Source organism: Aeromonas sp. R7-5 (genome assembly GCF_040908015.1).
Classification (GTDB): domain Bacteria; phylum Pseudomonadota; class Gammaproteobacteria; order Enterobacterales; family Aeromonadaceae; genus Aeromonas; species Aeromonas caviae.
Genome location: NZ_JBFOCZ010000035.1, coordinates 228,605 through 244,419 on the forward strand (window position 1 = coordinate 228,605; position 15,815 = coordinate 244,419).

At 52.9% G+C, this 15,815-nt stretch carries 11 protein-coding genes; 6 read left to right on the plus strand and 5 right to left on the minus strand.

The window, feature by feature from the left end:
• Positions 1-216 precede the first annotated feature (216 nt).
• On the plus strand, positions 217-462 hold the full coding sequence (locus AB5Y53_RS20980; RefSeq protein ID WP_010675602.1) for a hypothetical protein: 246 nt from the start codon (positions 217-219) through the stop codon (positions 460-462).
• 80 nt (positions 463-542) lie between these two features.
• Here the strand turns inward: AB5Y53_RS20980 and AB5Y53_RS20985 are convergent, their stop codons facing one another.
• Positions 543-998, minus strand: a complete 456-nt coding sequence (locus AB5Y53_RS20985; protein WP_368183135.1) for an NfeD family protein — start codon at positions 996-998, stop codon at positions 543-545.
• Positions 995-1,918: an SPFH domain-containing protein gene (locus AB5Y53_RS20990; protein ID WP_029314806.1), complete on the minus strand. Its 924-nt coding sequence runs from the start codon at positions 1,916-1,918 to the stop codon at positions 995-997. Before AB5Y53_RS20990 ends, AB5Y53_RS20985 begins: the two co-directional genes overlap by 4 nt.
• 197 nt (positions 1,919-2,115) lie before the next feature.
• Here AB5Y53_RS20990 and cysG point away from each other — a divergent pair, with 197 nt between their 5' ends.
• The 5 genes from cysG to cysC all read left to right on the plus strand — a co-directional run bounded on the left by cysG (position 2,116) and on the right by cysC (position 8,733).
• A complete protein-coding gene (gene cysG / locus AB5Y53_RS20995) occupies positions 2,116-3,540 on the plus strand; it encodes a siroheme synthase CysG (RefSeq protein ID WP_319904299.1) in 1,425 nt (474 codons plus the stop codon).
• Positions 3,541-3,644: 104 nt separating this feature from the next.
• A complete protein-coding gene (gene cysD / locus AB5Y53_RS21000; RefSeq protein ID WP_010675598.1) occupies positions 3,645-4,613 on the plus strand; it encodes a sulfate adenylyltransferase subunit CysD in 969 nt (322 codons plus the stop codon).
• A 24-nt stretch (positions 4,614-4,637) separates the two neighbouring features.
• Positions 4,638-6,065, plus strand: coding sequence for a sulfate adenylyltransferase subunit CysN (cysN, locus tag AB5Y53_RS21005; RefSeq protein ID WP_368183137.1), 1,428 nt, complete (start codon positions 4,638-4,640; stop codon positions 6,063-6,065).
• Positions 6,066-6,069: 4 nt separating this feature from the next.
• Positions 6,070-7,794, plus strand: coding sequence for an SLC13 family permease (locus AB5Y53_RS21010; protein ID WP_042007068.1), 1,725 nt, complete (start codon positions 6,070-6,072; stop codon positions 7,792-7,794).
• Between the two features lie 345 nt (positions 7,795-8,139).
• Complete coding sequence (gene cysC / locus AB5Y53_RS21015) at positions 8,140-8,733, plus strand: adenylyl-sulfate kinase (protein ID WP_368183140.1); 594 nt, start codon at positions 8,140-8,142, stop codon at positions 8,731-8,733.
• 356 nt (positions 8,734-9,089) lie between these two features.
• Here cysC and AB5Y53_RS21020 read toward each other — a convergent pair whose 3' ends face one another.
• Genes AB5Y53_RS21020 through AB5Y53_RS21030 form a run of 3 tightly spaced genes read right to left on the minus strand, consistent with a single transcriptional unit; the run spans position 9,090 to position 15,115 of the window.
• Positions 9,090-10,952, minus strand: coding sequence for a response regulator receiver domain (locus tag AB5Y53_RS21020; protein WP_368183142.1), 1,863 nt, complete (start codon positions 10,950-10,952; stop codon positions 9,090-9,092).
• Positions 10,945-13,914 (minus strand): ATP-binding protein, encoded by a 2,970-nt coding sequence (locus AB5Y53_RS21025; protein WP_368183145.1) that lies wholly within the window; start codon positions 13,912-13,914, stop codon positions 10,945-10,947. The genes AB5Y53_RS21020 and AB5Y53_RS21025 overlap by 8 nt, the downstream gene beginning before the upstream one ends.
• A gap of 10 nt (positions 13,915-13,924) precedes the next feature.
• Positions 13,925-15,115, minus strand: a complete 1,191-nt coding sequence (locus tag AB5Y53_RS21030) for a DNA cytosine methyltransferase (RefSeq protein ID WP_368183147.1) — start codon at positions 15,113-15,115, stop codon at positions 13,925-13,927.
• Positions 15,116-15,815: the final 700 nt, after the last annotated feature.

A 15,815-nucleotide genomic window follows, 5' to 3' on the forward strand; every position in this document is an offset into this window, starting at 1 on the left:
GTGATGAATGGGTGTTTTATATTAATATTTGTCGTTGCAGCAGTGTTTCTTATCATGCCAACGAGAAAATATCATTGTGATACGCGTTTTCATCGGCCGCATATGGGGATATATTTCGCGCGCCTTCGGGCTCCAGCGGCCGGTGTGCCGACAGGAGCCGGGGCGTACAGTGATGGTCCCTGCACCATCTCTCCATCTTTTTTTGAGGGTATGCACATGAACAAAGTACTGGTAGCCGGTATCCTGGGTCTGATGTTGACCGCCTGTGGTCAGAAAGAAGAAGCTGCCGCTCCGGCTGCGACCCCGGCCGCAGACGTTGCTGCCACTGTCGAGAAAGCCGCTAGCGAAGCGTCTGCTACCGTCGAGAAGGCTGCTTCCGAAGCTTCCGCTACTGTCGAGAAGGCTGCCGCTGACGTGGCCACCAAGGCTGAAGCTGCCGTGAGCGATGCCAAGGCCAACTAAGCCAGCACCTCATTGAAAAACGGGCCCGGCGCACTCGCGCCGGGCCCGTTTTTTTATGGCCATGGCGGGGCGCTGCCCGGTCAGTCGAGGGGTTCCACCAGCAGGATGTGGGAGTCGGCCCCCACCACCTTGACCCGGCTGCCGGCCGGCAGCGGCGCGTTGCAGCGCACCGTCCAGACGGTGTCGTCCAGATGCACCCGGCTCATCCCCTGGCTGACCTCGTCCAGCAGGGTCAGCTCGCGGCCCATGTAGCTTTGCATCCGCTCGTTGATGGGAGCGGCGGCATCCAGCCCGGAGCGATCCCGGCGATGCTGCAAGCGCCACCAGGCCCAGGTGGTGAGCAGGGATTGCAGGGCGAAGAGCAGCAACTGCGCCTGCCAGCCGAAGGGCCAGACCAGCAGCAGGAGCCCCACCTCCAGGGCGGCGATGCCGGTCCAGAGTAGAAAGCCCACCGACCCCATCACCTCGATGGCCAGCAGCACGAAGCCGAGTCCCAGCCAGTGCCAGTGGGTCAGCCCCTCGAACAGGGCTGTCATGATTTGCCCGCCTTGCCGTCTTTGTTGAACAGCTCGGCCATGCCCGCCACCGAACCTATCAGGCTGCCCGCTTCCAGGGGCATCATGATGATCTTGCTGTTGGGGCCTTCACCGATGCGGGCCAGGGCCTCGGTGTATTTCTGGGCCACGAAGTAGTTGATGGCCTGCATGTCGCCCTCGGCGATAGCCTGGGAGACCATGTGGGTCGCCTTGGCTTCCGCCTCGGCGGCCCGCTCCCGGGCTTCGGCGGCGAGGAAGGCGGCCTGACGCTCACCTTCGGCTTTCAGGATCTGGGACTGCTTCTCCCCCTCGGCCTTCAAGATCTTGGACTGGCGCACCCCTTCGGCCTCCAGCACCTCGGCCCGCTTCTGGCGCTCGGCCTTCATCTGGGCGTTCATGGCTTCCACCAGGGCGAGGGGCGGGCGCACATCCTTGATCTCGATCCGGGTCACCTTGATGCCCCAGGGGGCGGTGGCGGCATCCATGGTGCGCAGCAGCTTCTCGTTGATGGTGTCGCGCTGGGAGAGCATTTCGTCCAGCTCCATGGCGCCGAGCACGGTCCGCATGTTGGTCATGGTGAGATTGCGGATGGCACTGGTGAGATCGTTGACCTCGTAGCCCGCCTTGCGGGCATCCACTACCTGCACGAAGCTGATGGCGTCGATGGTGACGTTGGCGTTGTCCCGGGAGATCACCTCCTGGGCCGGGATGTCCAGCACCTGCTCCATCATGATGATCTTGTGACCGATGCGGTCGATGTAGGGGATCAGCAGGTTGAGGCCCGGGGAGAGGGTGCGGGTGTAGCGGCCGAAGCGCTCCACGGTCCAGTTGTAACCCTGGGGCACTATCTTGATGCCGGCACTCAGGGTGGCGAGTACCAGGAATATGAAGATCCCCAATACAATCAATGACTCATTCATGATTAAGCTCCTTATGAAACACTTTCACTAGCCTAGGGTCTGGTGCCATCCACCACAAGCAGATTCGCTTCTCTATTGCCGCTACACGGCTTTACTAATTACCAAAACGCATTAAAGAGCATTTTTTATTATTTTGAGGGATAAGCGCTCCTGCCTATAGTCGCCCCAGATGTCGCGATGCCGAGGAGCGGGCCCTGATGGATTATTTACCTATGTTTGCCAGGTTGGAAGGCCGCCCGGTACTGCTGGTGGGCGGGGGCGAGGTTGCCCTGCGCAAGGCGCGCCTGCTGCTGGCGGCAGGTGCCCGGATCACCCTGGTCTCTCCCGCGCTCGAGCCCGAGTTCCATGAATTTGCCGGTCGCTTCACCCATGTGGCGGCGCGTTTCGACCCGGCCCACCTGGCAGGGCAGATCCTGGTGGTGGCCGCGACCGACGATCTCGAGGTCAACGCCCTGGTCTACCAGAGCGCCACCGAGCGCGGTCTGTTCGTCAACCTGGTGGATGACCCCGAGCGCTCCAGCTTTATCTTCCCCTCCATCATCGATCGCAGCCCCATCGTGGTGGCCGTCTCCAGCGGCGGCAAGGCCCCCGTGCTGGTGCGCCTGTTGCGCGAGCGGCTCGAGAGCCTGCTGCCCCGCCATCTTGGCGGTCTGGCGGAGCTCTCCGGCCGGGTGCGCAGCCGGGCCAAGCAGGTGCTGGCCTCCCTCTCCGATCGCCGCCGCTTCTGGGAGCGCGCCTTTGCCTCCAACACCCTGGCCGGTCTGATTGAGAAAGCCGATTGGCAAGGGGCCGAGCAGTGGCTCAATGAGGGGCTGGACAAAGCCCGTACCGAAGTGGGCGAAGTGGTCTTGGTGGGGGCGGGCCCGGGGGATCCTGGCCTGTTGACCCTCAAGGCGCTGCAACAGATCCAGCAGGCCGAAGTGGTGCTCTATGACCAGCTGGTCTCCCCCGAGATCCTGGACCTGGTACGCCGCGACGCCACCCTGGTGTCGGTCGGCAAGAAGGCGGGGGCCCACAGCGTGCCCCAGGAAGAGACCAACCGCCTCTTGGTGGAATATGCCAAAGCGGGCAACCGGGTGGTGCGCCTCAAAGGGGGCGATCCCTTCATGTTCGGCCGCGGCGGCGAGGAGCTGGAAGTGCTGGCCGAGGAGGGCATTCCCTTCTCCGTGGTGCCCGGCATCACCGCCGCCGCCGGTGCCACCGCCTATGCGGGCATTCCGCTCACCCACCGCGACCATGCCCAGAGCGCCGTCTTCATCACCGGCCACTGCCAGAAGGAGGGCAAGGAGCCCGACTGGCAGCAGCTTGCGGCCACCAACCAGACCCTGGTCATCTACATGGGGCTGATGCGCTCCGAGCATATCCAGCAGCAACTGGTAAGCCATGGCCGACGCGCCGCCACCCCCATCGCCATCATCGAGCGGGGCACCACCGCCCGCCAGCGGGTGCTGACCGGCACCTTGGCGGATCTGGCCGAACTGGCCCAGCAGGCGGTGAGCCCGTCGCTTATCGTCATCGGTGAAGTGGTGGCACTGCGCCAGCAACTCGCCTGGTTTGGCGAACAGGGGCAAGGGCAGGAGGCAAAAAGCGGCCACGAGCTCAAGCTGGTGAGCCTGGCCTGAGAGGCGAGACCCGAATCGATTTGACGGTGCGGCCAAGGCGGCACCGAACTGAACCAACACCGCGCCCCGAGCAGGTGCGATAGCAATGAACCGAGGACCCAGACATGGACCGTGAAAGACTGACCCAACTGCAGCCATCCGATGCACAGAGCATCCGTGCAGGTGTCACCCGCGAGCGACTGACTCACCTGCAGCAACTGGAAGCCGAGAGCATCCACATCATCCGCGAGGTGGCCGCCGAATTTGAAAACCCGGTGATGATGTACTCCATCGGCAAGGACTCCTCCGTCATGCTGCACCTGGCCCGCAAGGCCTTCTACCCGGGCAAGATCCCCTTCCCCATGCTCCACGTGGACACCAACTGGAAGTTCAAGGAGATGATCAAGTTCCGGGACGAGACCGCCAAAAAGTTCGGGCTGGATCTCATCGTCCACAAAAACCCGGACGGTCTGGCCATGGACATCAACCCCTTCGTGCACGGCAGCAGCAAGCACACCGACATCATGAAGACCGAGGGGCTCAAGCAGGCGCTCAACAAATACGGCTTCGATGCCGCCTTCGGGGGGGCCCGTCGCGACGAGGAGAAATCCCGCGCCAAGGAGCGGGTCTACTCCTTCCGTGACAAGTCCCACCGCTGGGATCCGAAGAACCAGCGCCCGGAGCTGTGGCGCGTCTACAACAGCCAGGTCAACAAGGGGGAGAGCATCCGTGTCTTCCCGCTCTCCAACTGGACCGAGCTCGACATCTGGCAATACATCTATCTCGAGAACATCGACATAGTCCCGCTCTACTTCGCTGCCATGCGCCCCGTGGTGGATCGCGGCGGCATCAAGATCATGGTGGATGACGATCGCATGCCCATCGGCCCGGAAGACGAAGTGAAGCAGGAGCTGGTGCGCTTCCGTACCCTCGGCTGCTACCCGCTGACCGGGGCCATCGAATCCAATGCCACCACCCTGCCGGAGATCATCGAAGAGATGCTGATCACCACCTCGAGCGAGCGGCAAGGGCGGCTCATCGACCACGATCAGGCCGGCTCCATGGAGCAGAAGAAGCGTCAGGGCTATTTCTAAAAAAATGTTCTAAGGAATCGCAACATGAACAACCACATTCAGACCGCCATCAGCGAACAGGGCATTGAAGCCTACCTGCACGCCCAGCAGCACAAGAGCCTGCTGCGTTTTCTCACCTGCGGCAGCGTGGACGACGGCAAGAGCACCCTCATCGGCCGCCTGCTGCACGACTCCCAGCAGATCTATGAAGATCAGCTCAAAGCGCTGGAGTCCGACAGCCAGAAGCTCGGCACCACCGGCGAGAAGCTGGACCTGGCCCTGCTGGTGGACGGCCTGCAGGCGGAGCGCGAGCAGGGCATCACCATCGACGTGGCCTACCGCTATTTCTCCACCGCCAAGCGCAAATTCATCATCTCGGACACCCCGGGCCATGAGCAGTACACCCGCAACATGGCCACCGGCGCCTCCACCTGCGATCTGGCCATCATCCTGATCGACGCCCGCAAGGGGGTGCTGGATCAGACCCGCCGCCACAGCTTTATCGCGAGCCTGCTCGGCATCAAGCAGTTCGTGGTGGCAGTGAACAAGATGGACCTGGTGGAGTTCAGCCAGGAGGTGTTCGATCGCATCAGCGCCGATTACCGCGAATTCGCCAAGAAGCTCAGCGTCGACACCATCCACATCGTGCCGGTCTCGGCCCTGGACGGTGACAACGTGGTGAACCCGAGCGACAAGCTGGCCTGGTATCAGGGCGAGACCCTGCTCTCCTTGCTGGAGTCCGCCGAAGTGGAGCGCGAGCTGGAGCGTCACCCGGTGCGCCTGCCGGTGCAGTACGTGAATCGCCCCAACCTTGATTTTCGCGGCTTCGCGGGCACCCTGGCCTCCGGCATCCTGCGGGTGGGCGACAAGCTTGCCGTGCTGCCGTCCGGCAAAGAGAGCACGGTGACCCGCATCGTCACCTTCGACGGGGATCTGGAGTACGCCCTGCCGGGTCAGGCCATCACGGTCACCTTCGCGGACGAAATCGACATCAGCCGGGGCGACCTGCTGGTGGATGCGGCGAAAAAGCCCCAGGTGACCCAGAACGTGCTGGCTCACATCGTCTGGATGGGGGAAGAGTCCCTGCAACCGGGCCGGGTCTATGACGTCAAGCTTGCCACCAAGAAGAGCCGCGGCCAGGTGGAGGCCATCCGCCACCGCATCGAGATCAACAAGCTCGACGAGCTGCCCGCCTCCGAGCTCAAGCTCAACGAGATCGGCCTGTGTGAATTCAGCCTGACCGACCCGGTGGCGTTCGACCCCTACAAGGAGATCCGCGACACCGGCAGCTTCATCCTCATCGACCGGCTGACCAACGTCACCGTGGGCGCGGGCATGATAGTGGAAGGGCTGGCGGCCAAGGCGGTGGCAGGGCACTACAGCGAGTTCGAAGTGGAGCTCAACGCCCTGGTGCGCAAGCACTTCCCCCACTGGCAGGCGCTGACCATCAGCAACGATTCCGGCAAGGAGTAAGCCCATGACCTGGCAACAATCCCTGGTGCTGGGTCTGCTGGCTGCCCTCGTCGCCCTGCTGATCCAGGGCAAACTCCGGCCGGCGCTGCTCTTCTCGGGCGCCGTGCTCATCACCTACCTGAGCGGCCTGGCGGACATCAACGCCGTGGTGGCGGGCTACACCAACAGCGCCCTGCTGACCCTGGTGTTGCTGCTGCTGGTGTCGCTCGCGGTGGAGAAGACCCGGGTCATGAGCTGGTTTGCCAACCTGGTGGGCACCGGCTCCTTCAACAAGGTGCTGGTGAAGGTGTGGTTTTCCACCGCCTTCCTGTCGGCGTTCGTCAACAACACCGCCGTGGTGGCGTCCATGCTGGGGGCGGTCAAGCGCAACCCCAACCATGCGCCCTCCCGGCTGCTGTTGCCCATGTGCTTCGCGGCGACCTTTGGCGGCGTGCTGACCCTGATCGGCACCTCCACCAACCTCATCGTCAACAGCTTCCTCATCAAGATGGGGGCCAAGCCGCTCGGCATGTTCGACTTCTTCATGGTGGGGGCGGGGACCCTGCTGACCGGCCTTATCGCCGTGCTGCTGTTTGCCCGCCACCTGCCTGAGCAGGACACCGAGATGAGCCGGGAATCCGGCTATTTTCTCGAGGCCAAGGTGGGCCCCGGCTCCCCCATGGCCGGGCGCAGCGTCAAGGAGAACGGCCTGCGCAGCCTGAAAAGCCTCTATCTTGCCGAGATCATCCGGGGCAACCAGGTGATCTGCCCGGTGCAGCCGGAACACGAGCTGCACGAGGGGGACATGCTGCTGTTCTGTGGCGACGTGGAGAGCGTCGGCGTGTTGCAGGAGCTCAAGGGGCTGGATCTCTACGGCCAGCACCGCCTCAATGGCCAGCACCTGGTGGAGGTGATCGTCAGCCACAGCTCGCGCCTGGTGGGTCAGACCATCAAGGATGCGGAGTTTCGTACCCACTTCGATGCGGTGGTGCTGGCGGTGCGCCGGGGCGAGACCCAGCTCACCGGCGGCCTCGGCCAGATTGAATTGCACGCAGGGGATACCCTGCTGCTGGCCCCCGGCCCCAAGTTTGCGGGCAACAAGTCCCTCTCCCGGGAGTTCGTGGTGGTGAGCGGGCTGGAGGCCTCCACCCGGCTCGATGCCACACGCAGCGCCGCCGTGGTGGCGGGGTTCCTCGGGGTGCTGACCCTGTCGGTGCTCGATCTGGTGCCGCTCTTCAAGGGGCTGCTGGTGATGCTGGTGGTGCTGCTGTTTTCACGCATCCTGACCCTGGACGAGATCCGCCGCCGCTTTCCCCTGGATATCTGGCTGGTGGTGGGCGGGGCGCTCGCCATCGCCGATCAGCTGGAGAAGAGCGGCCTGGCCAAGCTCATCGCCGACTGGCTGATGGGGGAGTTCAACGGGGCCAGTCCCTTTATCGCCTTCGTGGGTATCTATCTGTTTACCCTGGTGCTGACGGAGCTGATGAGCAACAACGCGGCGGCGGCCCTGGCCTTCCCCATGGGATTCCAGCTGGCGCTCAGCATGGACGTCTCCACCATGCCGTTCATTCTGGCGGTGCTGTTCGGGGCGAGCTCCAGCTTTATCCTGCCCTACGGCTACCAGACCAACCTGATGGTCTATGCGGCGGGCAACTACAAGATGCCGGATTATCTCAAGCTGGCCCTGCCTGTCTCCCTGGCCTACAGCATCGGGGTGATCGTCATGGTGCCCCTGCTGTTTCCGTTTTAAGGTCTGATACCGGGGGATGTGTTAAGGGCTGTTTATGTTAACGCAGCTTTTATCAAGGCTGCTTATGATGCAGGGGAGTGCCAGGGCACTGGCATCCAGGCGTGAGCGCCAATCAGGGGGGGTTGCATGCGCAATATCAGGGCATCAGCACCTTGCCGCCTCATCGCGAGGCGGCTCCCCGCTGTAGCGGACAGTTTTCAGTATTGCGGCGTGAGCGCCAATCAAGGAGTGTTGGGTGAGCAATGCCATGGCATCAGCACGTTGTTGGCTGATAGTCCGAGGTGGCTCCCTGTGGTGCCGGACAGTTTAAGTTTTGAGGCGTGAGCGCCAATCAAGGAGTGTTGGATGAGCAATATCGTGTGGCATGCCCATGCCGTCGACAAACAGAGCCGGGCCGAGCAGAAGGGGCAAAAGCCGCTGGTGATCTGGTTTACCGGGCTCTCCGGGGCGGGCAAGTCCACCCTGGCGGGGGCGCTGGAGCAGGCGCTGGCCACCTCGGGCAAGCACACCTATCTGCTGGATGGGGACAATGTGCGCCACGGCCTCTGTGGCGATCTCGGCTTCGATGACGCCGCCCGCCAGGAGAATATCCGCCGGGTCGGCGAAGTGGCAAAACTGATGGTGGATGCGGGCCTGATCGTCCTCACCGCCTTTATCTCGCCGTTCCGTGCCGAGCGACAACTGGTGCGCAATCTCGTGGGTGAAGGGGAGTTCGTCGAGGTGTTTGTGGATGCGCCGCTCGCTGTCTGTGAAGAGCGCGACCCCAAGGGGCTTTACAAAAAGGCGCGGGCAGGGGAGATCCGCAATTTTACCGGTATCGACTCCGCCTATGAGGCCCCGGAAAACCCGGAAATCCATCTGCTGAACGCCGGCAAGCCGGTGGAAGCGCTGGTGGATGAGTTGCTGACTGCGCTAAGGCTGCGGGGGTTGATCGGCTGATATCGATGTGCGTCACCGAGCATTGATAGCAGGGGGGGGCGTGAGCCCCCCCCTTGTGTATTACTTTCCAATTATTCCCCCTTGTCGTCGCTATTTCTCCATTGAGTGCTGTTGAGATCGCAGGGTGCAATAAGCGCAGCACATTCCACTCTGAACCTGATGGTGGACTCTCTGCTGAGAGGGTTCACAATACCGTGCCCGCATGAACTTTAGGAGATGGTCGCGCTATGCAGTACTTAAAAAAGTGGGTGTCTCAATTTGTCGTGCTAAAGTCCGCATAAGCAAGACACCGGTTTTAAGCCGGTGTCAGGTGATAACTAAAAATATACGTAATTAGGAAGTATGATTAATTGAGATTAACCAACGATAAAGTCTAAACCAACTCTAGACTTTGAGAACCCAAGTCGGCTCAAAAGGTTTAAAGCATACTCATACCTCAGCTCAGCTACAACTTTTCCCTTCATTTCCGCAACCTTAAGAGTCATCCCTTTATCGCAAGGCTCTGGTAAAAACAGGTTCACTTCCCTTTCATCATCAAAAATCCCTTGATTCTTTGCATAATATTGCTTTGCATTAGGATTTGCCTTTCCATCTAGTCCTACAGTGAAACTTAGAATTTTTATTTCACTATCACCACCATCTGGCCTAATAAACAATAAGTTATTCTGAGTGGAATGGTGGAGTATTGCCTTTAACGTATCATCCTCATTCAGGATAGGTACATGTTCATCAGATAAATTTAGAGACCTGATCATATTTTCTCTAGTTGCACGCAGAGCACTTTTAGCATCATACATTTGTACGAGAGTAACTGGCATAAGTTGACCTAATTCTTCATCTCCGTCTAAGCTGATCTTTTGACCAGGGACTAAGTCACATATTGGAGTTAAACAGAGCCAATAATTACCACTAATGTCTAATATATGACCAGTTATTACATGATGCGTACTAACCTGTCTGCTACAGCTAAAGCAATTGGCTTGCTTAGTTTGCTCTAAAGGATCTCTATCATCTCCTACAAAATAACTAAGTAAATTGTCTACGTTGCCATCCGCAGCTTTTAGAACATTTAACATCCTAACAGCAAAATCACTTAAATCCTCCTTGATTTCAAGCGCTAACTCTTCCCACAACTTTGATACCACGTTCCAAGTAACAGTTTTTAGTTGCTTCTTATCAGTTGCGCTTAATAGTTCCTTTAGCCAGGCGGCTTGCAAGTGTTTTTTATTTAGAATATTACTAGATGCAGAGATCCCTTTGCTCTCGATTTCGTTCCTTAACTTTGACAAAATCAACTTGTGAGGATGTGGCTTCCATGCTGACATTGACTCAAGCAACATGTTAGGTATGTCACTGACTGGAGTTTCTTTCTTCCCCAAGACAGTTAAAAATAAGTCCTCTGTTTTCAGCCAGTTAAGATGCCCATCAACCCCCCATTCTAAATATCTATACGTATCTTGAGGGAAAATATCTCCAAATGCTTCTAACTTTTCAGAAATCAACCATTTCAATAAAATTTTTTTATGTAAAGAAACACTTTCAGGTTTAGACTCAAATAAATGATTAAAATTCGAAAGAATTTGGCTATCACAATCAGATTTGATTAACCCATCAGCATCTCTCACCAAAAGCAATGTATCCAACTTACTAATTGAGTCTTTTAGTTCATTTCTGATATTCGAATTTTCAAACTCCCACTCATCCAAATTACGATTAACTTGAGTCAATAGTGCCTGACTCAGAGTTAATTTTTTGGATTTGGCTTGTAATGATGCCACGATATCACAAAATACGTCATTGGCAGTGCCTTTTTCTCCGGTATATCCTTTTGTATGAACTACTACAATATTAAAGTGTCTGTTTGCTGCAAGATTTTTAATAATGTCAAGTGATTTCGAACAAGCACCATCATCCTCTCCATCCAGGTGATAATCAAGGATAAGGAGATCACTATGAAATAATCGATTAGAGACTTGTTTCAGGTCTTTATCGGTATCGTCGCCATCATAGATATCAAGTAACCAATTATAGCCTTCACTTTTGCTTATTTTAATAATAGCATCAAGCCTATCAATATCATCAGAGGCATACGCATCAATGCCAACGCTAATTAATTTTTCAAGAGTCGGATACTCATCGTCGATAACAGTGACAGTCCTGATAGGATCGATATATGCTTCTTTTAAAAATGGTTTATAGTCAAAATTATTTCTAAGCATATTTCAGCCCCTTGAAATCAATAATGAAATTAGCGCCAGGTAATACTTTTTGTTCATTGTCTGTTTGGTAGTATATTTTATGGCCGCTAGTGCTTAAGTTATTTCGACAAAGATAAAGCCCAACACCTCGGCCACCTCGTTGTTTTTTTGTGAAAAATAAAGTAAACAGCTCAGGAACATCATCTATATCAACACCTGGACCATTATCCGCTATCACAACCAAGCCATTTTTTATATCAAGAAGTATTCTTTTTTGTTCTTCTTGAGAGGCTCTTACCCAATAGCGAGCATTATTTACTAGATTAATAAAAACCGGATAAATTTTGGCAGGTTGCTCGTAAATACTTATCTTACTGAAAATCTCAGATTGCTCAAATATAATATTGCTCTTTTCTAAGCGCTTACCGAAAAATTCTTTCACATACTCATATATGTCGGAACCCGTTATCTGCGTTCTCACTTTCTCGCCTGCTAGTTTAAGCGGGCTTAAAAATCGCCATGAGTCACTCAAGGATTGATGAGCATGTTGAATATTTGATAAATACTCCTTTTGCTTACTATCTAATATGGTATTCGATAAACTCTTAAGTCCTCGCTCCATAGTCATGTCCTGACTTTCTATTTCATGACCAATAATCTCCACAGAGATACCAAGCTGTGCGAGTGAATGAAGTTGCTCATTTAATTTTGCCAACCTACTATTTTCATTAACAGATTGTATCGCCAAACCTTCTAAGTCTATCTTCTCACTGAGCGTCTCTAGTGCTGATAAATATGCACTAAGCGACTGTTCAACTTCTAACTCTTGCTTCCCATATTCAGTTGTTATTATCGAGTTGAACTGTTTCAACGTTATTCTGCTAGCGGCCAAATCATCTAAATGAATAGACATCGATTTATGAAATGATTTATTGGCTAAATCAATCTGTTCTTCAAATCGTTGTAACTCTGCCTTAAGCAATCCACGACCTTGATTTGCTATCTTTCTTATTTTGTGATGCAAAATACCCGCTTTGCTATTGAAGTCGTTCTCAGCAATGTCTATATCTTTCTTAACTTCTAGTTTATCAATGGAAAAATTAACAGAACGAATAAAATCATCAAGAAGAGATTTAATATATAGTTCTGAATCTCTATAAAATCTATAATCTGCCTCTAGACTACCAAGCGTTTTTGGAACTGGACTTAATGAAAAATCCTTTATTCTGGCTTCCAGTTCGTTTAGTTCGTGCTTTAACCGGATTAATTCATCTTGGCTTTGTAAGTTGCATGAAGTATTAAAGAACTCAATGTATTCGTGTAATTCTTTATTGGCATTATTAATGAGAGGTGTATTTTTCCGCATTAATTTTTCAATGCGCTCTCTTTCCTTCTTTAATAGTGCCTTACGATCTTTTGCTGCTTTCTCAGCTTCATGGTTAGCTTTTATCTCATCTAGTTTAATCGCTCGGTTATCTGACTGGCCGCCAATGAGCCTTTTTGCAACCTCAATTAGGATATTTTCCACAACCTCACGAAATAATTTTGAGGCTTTATTGTCGATAATTCCTTCCCTTCCTGCTTTATCACGTAAATTAGGGTTGCCGTTCTTAGTGATAGATACGCCACCAAAACATGCTCGATTTGAAAATACGAAGGTACCAGCCCTTTGCGAGCGTCTTTTTTCTATTTCGAAGAAATCATTATCCTCACGACCATAGGGCATTACCCTAAGATTATCGCGATATACCATTACTCCACCAAAACGCTCCCGCATTTTGTCAAATTTTGCATGAGCTTCATCTGACAGCGTACTATTTTTCCGGTTTACTTCGAAAGTTCCTAATCTAATTTTAAAACTTCCGAATCGGGTGTCTTTACGAGTTTTATATCTTGACTTAGGTTTAACTTCAAAGTTGTCATGCCATTCTCCGAATGCTTTCACTCGGCCAACGAATCTACCATCTTCATCTACATCACCATCAATAACATGTTCTAATTGTTCAAATGACTCAACATTGAAGTCACGAATCTCGTCAATAATCATTCGTTGCAAGCTACCATGCCACGCAACCACAGATGTCACAAAGTCAATTAAATTACCAAGTTCTTCTTTACAAACAGGATTAACAAAATTATTTAATGTCTGAATAAATCGCTCTTTAGCTCTGATTTCTACACCTTCGGACTCAGACCCAGAATCAGCTGATAGTTGGGCTTTTAGATCCTCGTGTATATCAGCTATCAGCATTGCTGTTCCATTTGAAGAATCCCCAATCCAAACTGGCCATGTATCTAAATGACGTTCACTAAAGCAAGTTTCAATTACTGTCATTTCTATAGCCTGTTTGGTAGAGTCTTTACCTTCCTTAAGCTCTAATTCTTGGAATAATAACCAAGATTTTTCAACGCGAGAGTCCCTTTCGTCATCCTCACCATCCCCCCAGATATTTCCCATCAAAGAGTCAAACATTTGCGGCAAGAGAGGCTGTAGTTCTAATCGGCTAGAAAATTCAACGATGGGTAATTTAATGTCATGCAGCATTAAATATGGATTTTCAAATAAACGCCAATCAAGAAGGCAAGCAACAAATTCATGTTCTTTTTTCTTGCTAAGTAATAGCATAAGAGAGCCTAATGCTGCACAAGACAGGCGCCCAATACCTTTTTGCCCTTGCTTTATACGTATTCTTGATAAGCCATTACGATCTATCTCGGTAACTTCTTCACCGGTAGCTTTTGATTCTGTACCCACCGTCAGCCATTTATTTCTGACGTCATCGATGCTCATGCCATGGCCATCATCAACCAAGGTTACGATTGGTATATCACCATCAAATATATTCAGTGATACAGATCTCGCGTATGCGTCATATGCATTTTTCCAGAGTTCAGAAATTGCTGTAGGACAATCAGCTATCTGTTCTCGTCCTAGATGATCGATGGTTCTTGCGCGTGTTTGAAAAGAGATAGAATTTATCATTGTTTCGTACTCAACTTTTAATTTGTCTTTGTGTTGGCACTATTTCTTTCAGATAAGCGATGAGCTCTTTGCCCAATAACACCGGCACTGCATTACCTATCTGCCTAGCTTGCTGAGTGGCATTACCATAAAAAATAAAGTTATCGGGAAAAGTTTGAAGCCGTGCGGCATGACGCATAGTAATGCCGTGATTTTCCCATGGATGAACAAATCGGCCTTTTGACGGGTTAATGCAACCTGTCGTGATTGTATTTGAGGGCAAATGGATCATGATTCTTCCGTATACATCCTTATGGCCATCGTGTTCCTTATGGCACGGTAAAACACGGTTTGAATCGGTACGACTTCCATTAAGTGGAGTTGATCTAAATACGCTTACCATATCCGATGTGTGACCCATGTTGAAATTAAGCGGGTCGTTGGCATCTAATTTGCTTCCAAATTCCAGGTTTGCCAAAAGCTTATCAAATTCTTCTTTTGAAAGTTTACTCTTCTTCGAAAAATACTCCGGCCAATAGCGGTTAAGAATGGTGTCTGAAGGTTTTTCAAATACGCAAGACGCCGTCCTCCAAGAAGGGAGGAATTCAGAGTCTGGTGAGAAGTGAGTGGGCTTTGGTGGAAAGTCTATTTTCTCAGGGTTAAGATCGATTCTGATGCCTAAAATAAAAACCCGCTTGCGATTTTGTGGCACGCCATAAGCTCGCGCATTCAACAGGTCACAAAACCTGATGGTATAGCCGTTTTCTTCAGCATTTCTCTTCAATGTTGCAAGATAAGACTCATGACGCTTCCACAGGAGGCCTGCCACATTCTCAATCAGAAACATCTTGGGCTGAAGTGCATGAACAAACTCGTAGTATTTCAGCAATAGTTGATTACGAGGGTCATCAACGCCGGCGTTATTTATCCTATGGGTGGAAAAACCCTGACATGGCGGCCCTCCGAGCAAGAGATCAAGTTCCCCCGGTTTGACGTCCACTTCCTTCATGAACTGCTTTAGGTCAGTTATCTTATTGATATCTGTGTTGTAGACCTTGGTATTTGTGCTACCAAAGGTTTTTTTAATGCTTTGTTCATAGGTGTTGGCAGCGGCTGCATCAAACTCGACAGCCGCCAAAACGTTGAATCCGCATTGAAGAGCTGCCAAGGAGAAACCACCTGCACCAGCAAAGAGGTCAATTGCGGTTAGTTTGTCTGTCATTCTTGTTGTTCGTTTCACATTCAAAAATGTCTCGATTATATCGAGCTTGGGATGGTTGGACAGAGAAACCATCTATTTCTTCAATCTAGAGACTCAATCAGGAGCATCTTCCGGCCTAGTTGCCGGGGTGGTAGCTGCGCTCGCCGGGGCGACGTTGTCCTTTCCTACCTTGACGAGCGCCGCCTTAGAAAGTTGTCGATCATGGCGCTGTCTTGCGCCTGAAACGCTAGATGGTGGCGACCGGTCAGCACCCCAGCGACGCCGGACTATCGAAAAGGTTACAAACAGCTCATCAGCAGGAGGCCAAAATGGCTGGCTTGCCGCAAAATTCCCCACCACTAGCTGGATATGGTCGATAGGTCGACTCCGGTGTAGCACTTGTGTTTCCATACACTACTTCCATTCGAACAATGTTGGGTGGTCACTGGTCTGCTTGCTGGCCGCTTCCTCGTGGCAAGGCTACCGCCCCTGAATTTCAGCCTCCAGCCTGCTGCGCTTTCCCTGTGGCTCCGGTCTGGTTCATGGCTGACTCCGACAAGAGGTGATCCTGATGGCCATGTTACCGAACGGAGCTGGTTAGGGAAGGGGGATCGGGTGATTTCTCGGGCAAGATCAATAAATTGGGGGGACAGCGGGGCCTGCGTCAGGTTGGATAAGAGGGATCTCATGGCGCAACGCTTTCCCGCTTTCCCGCTTTCCC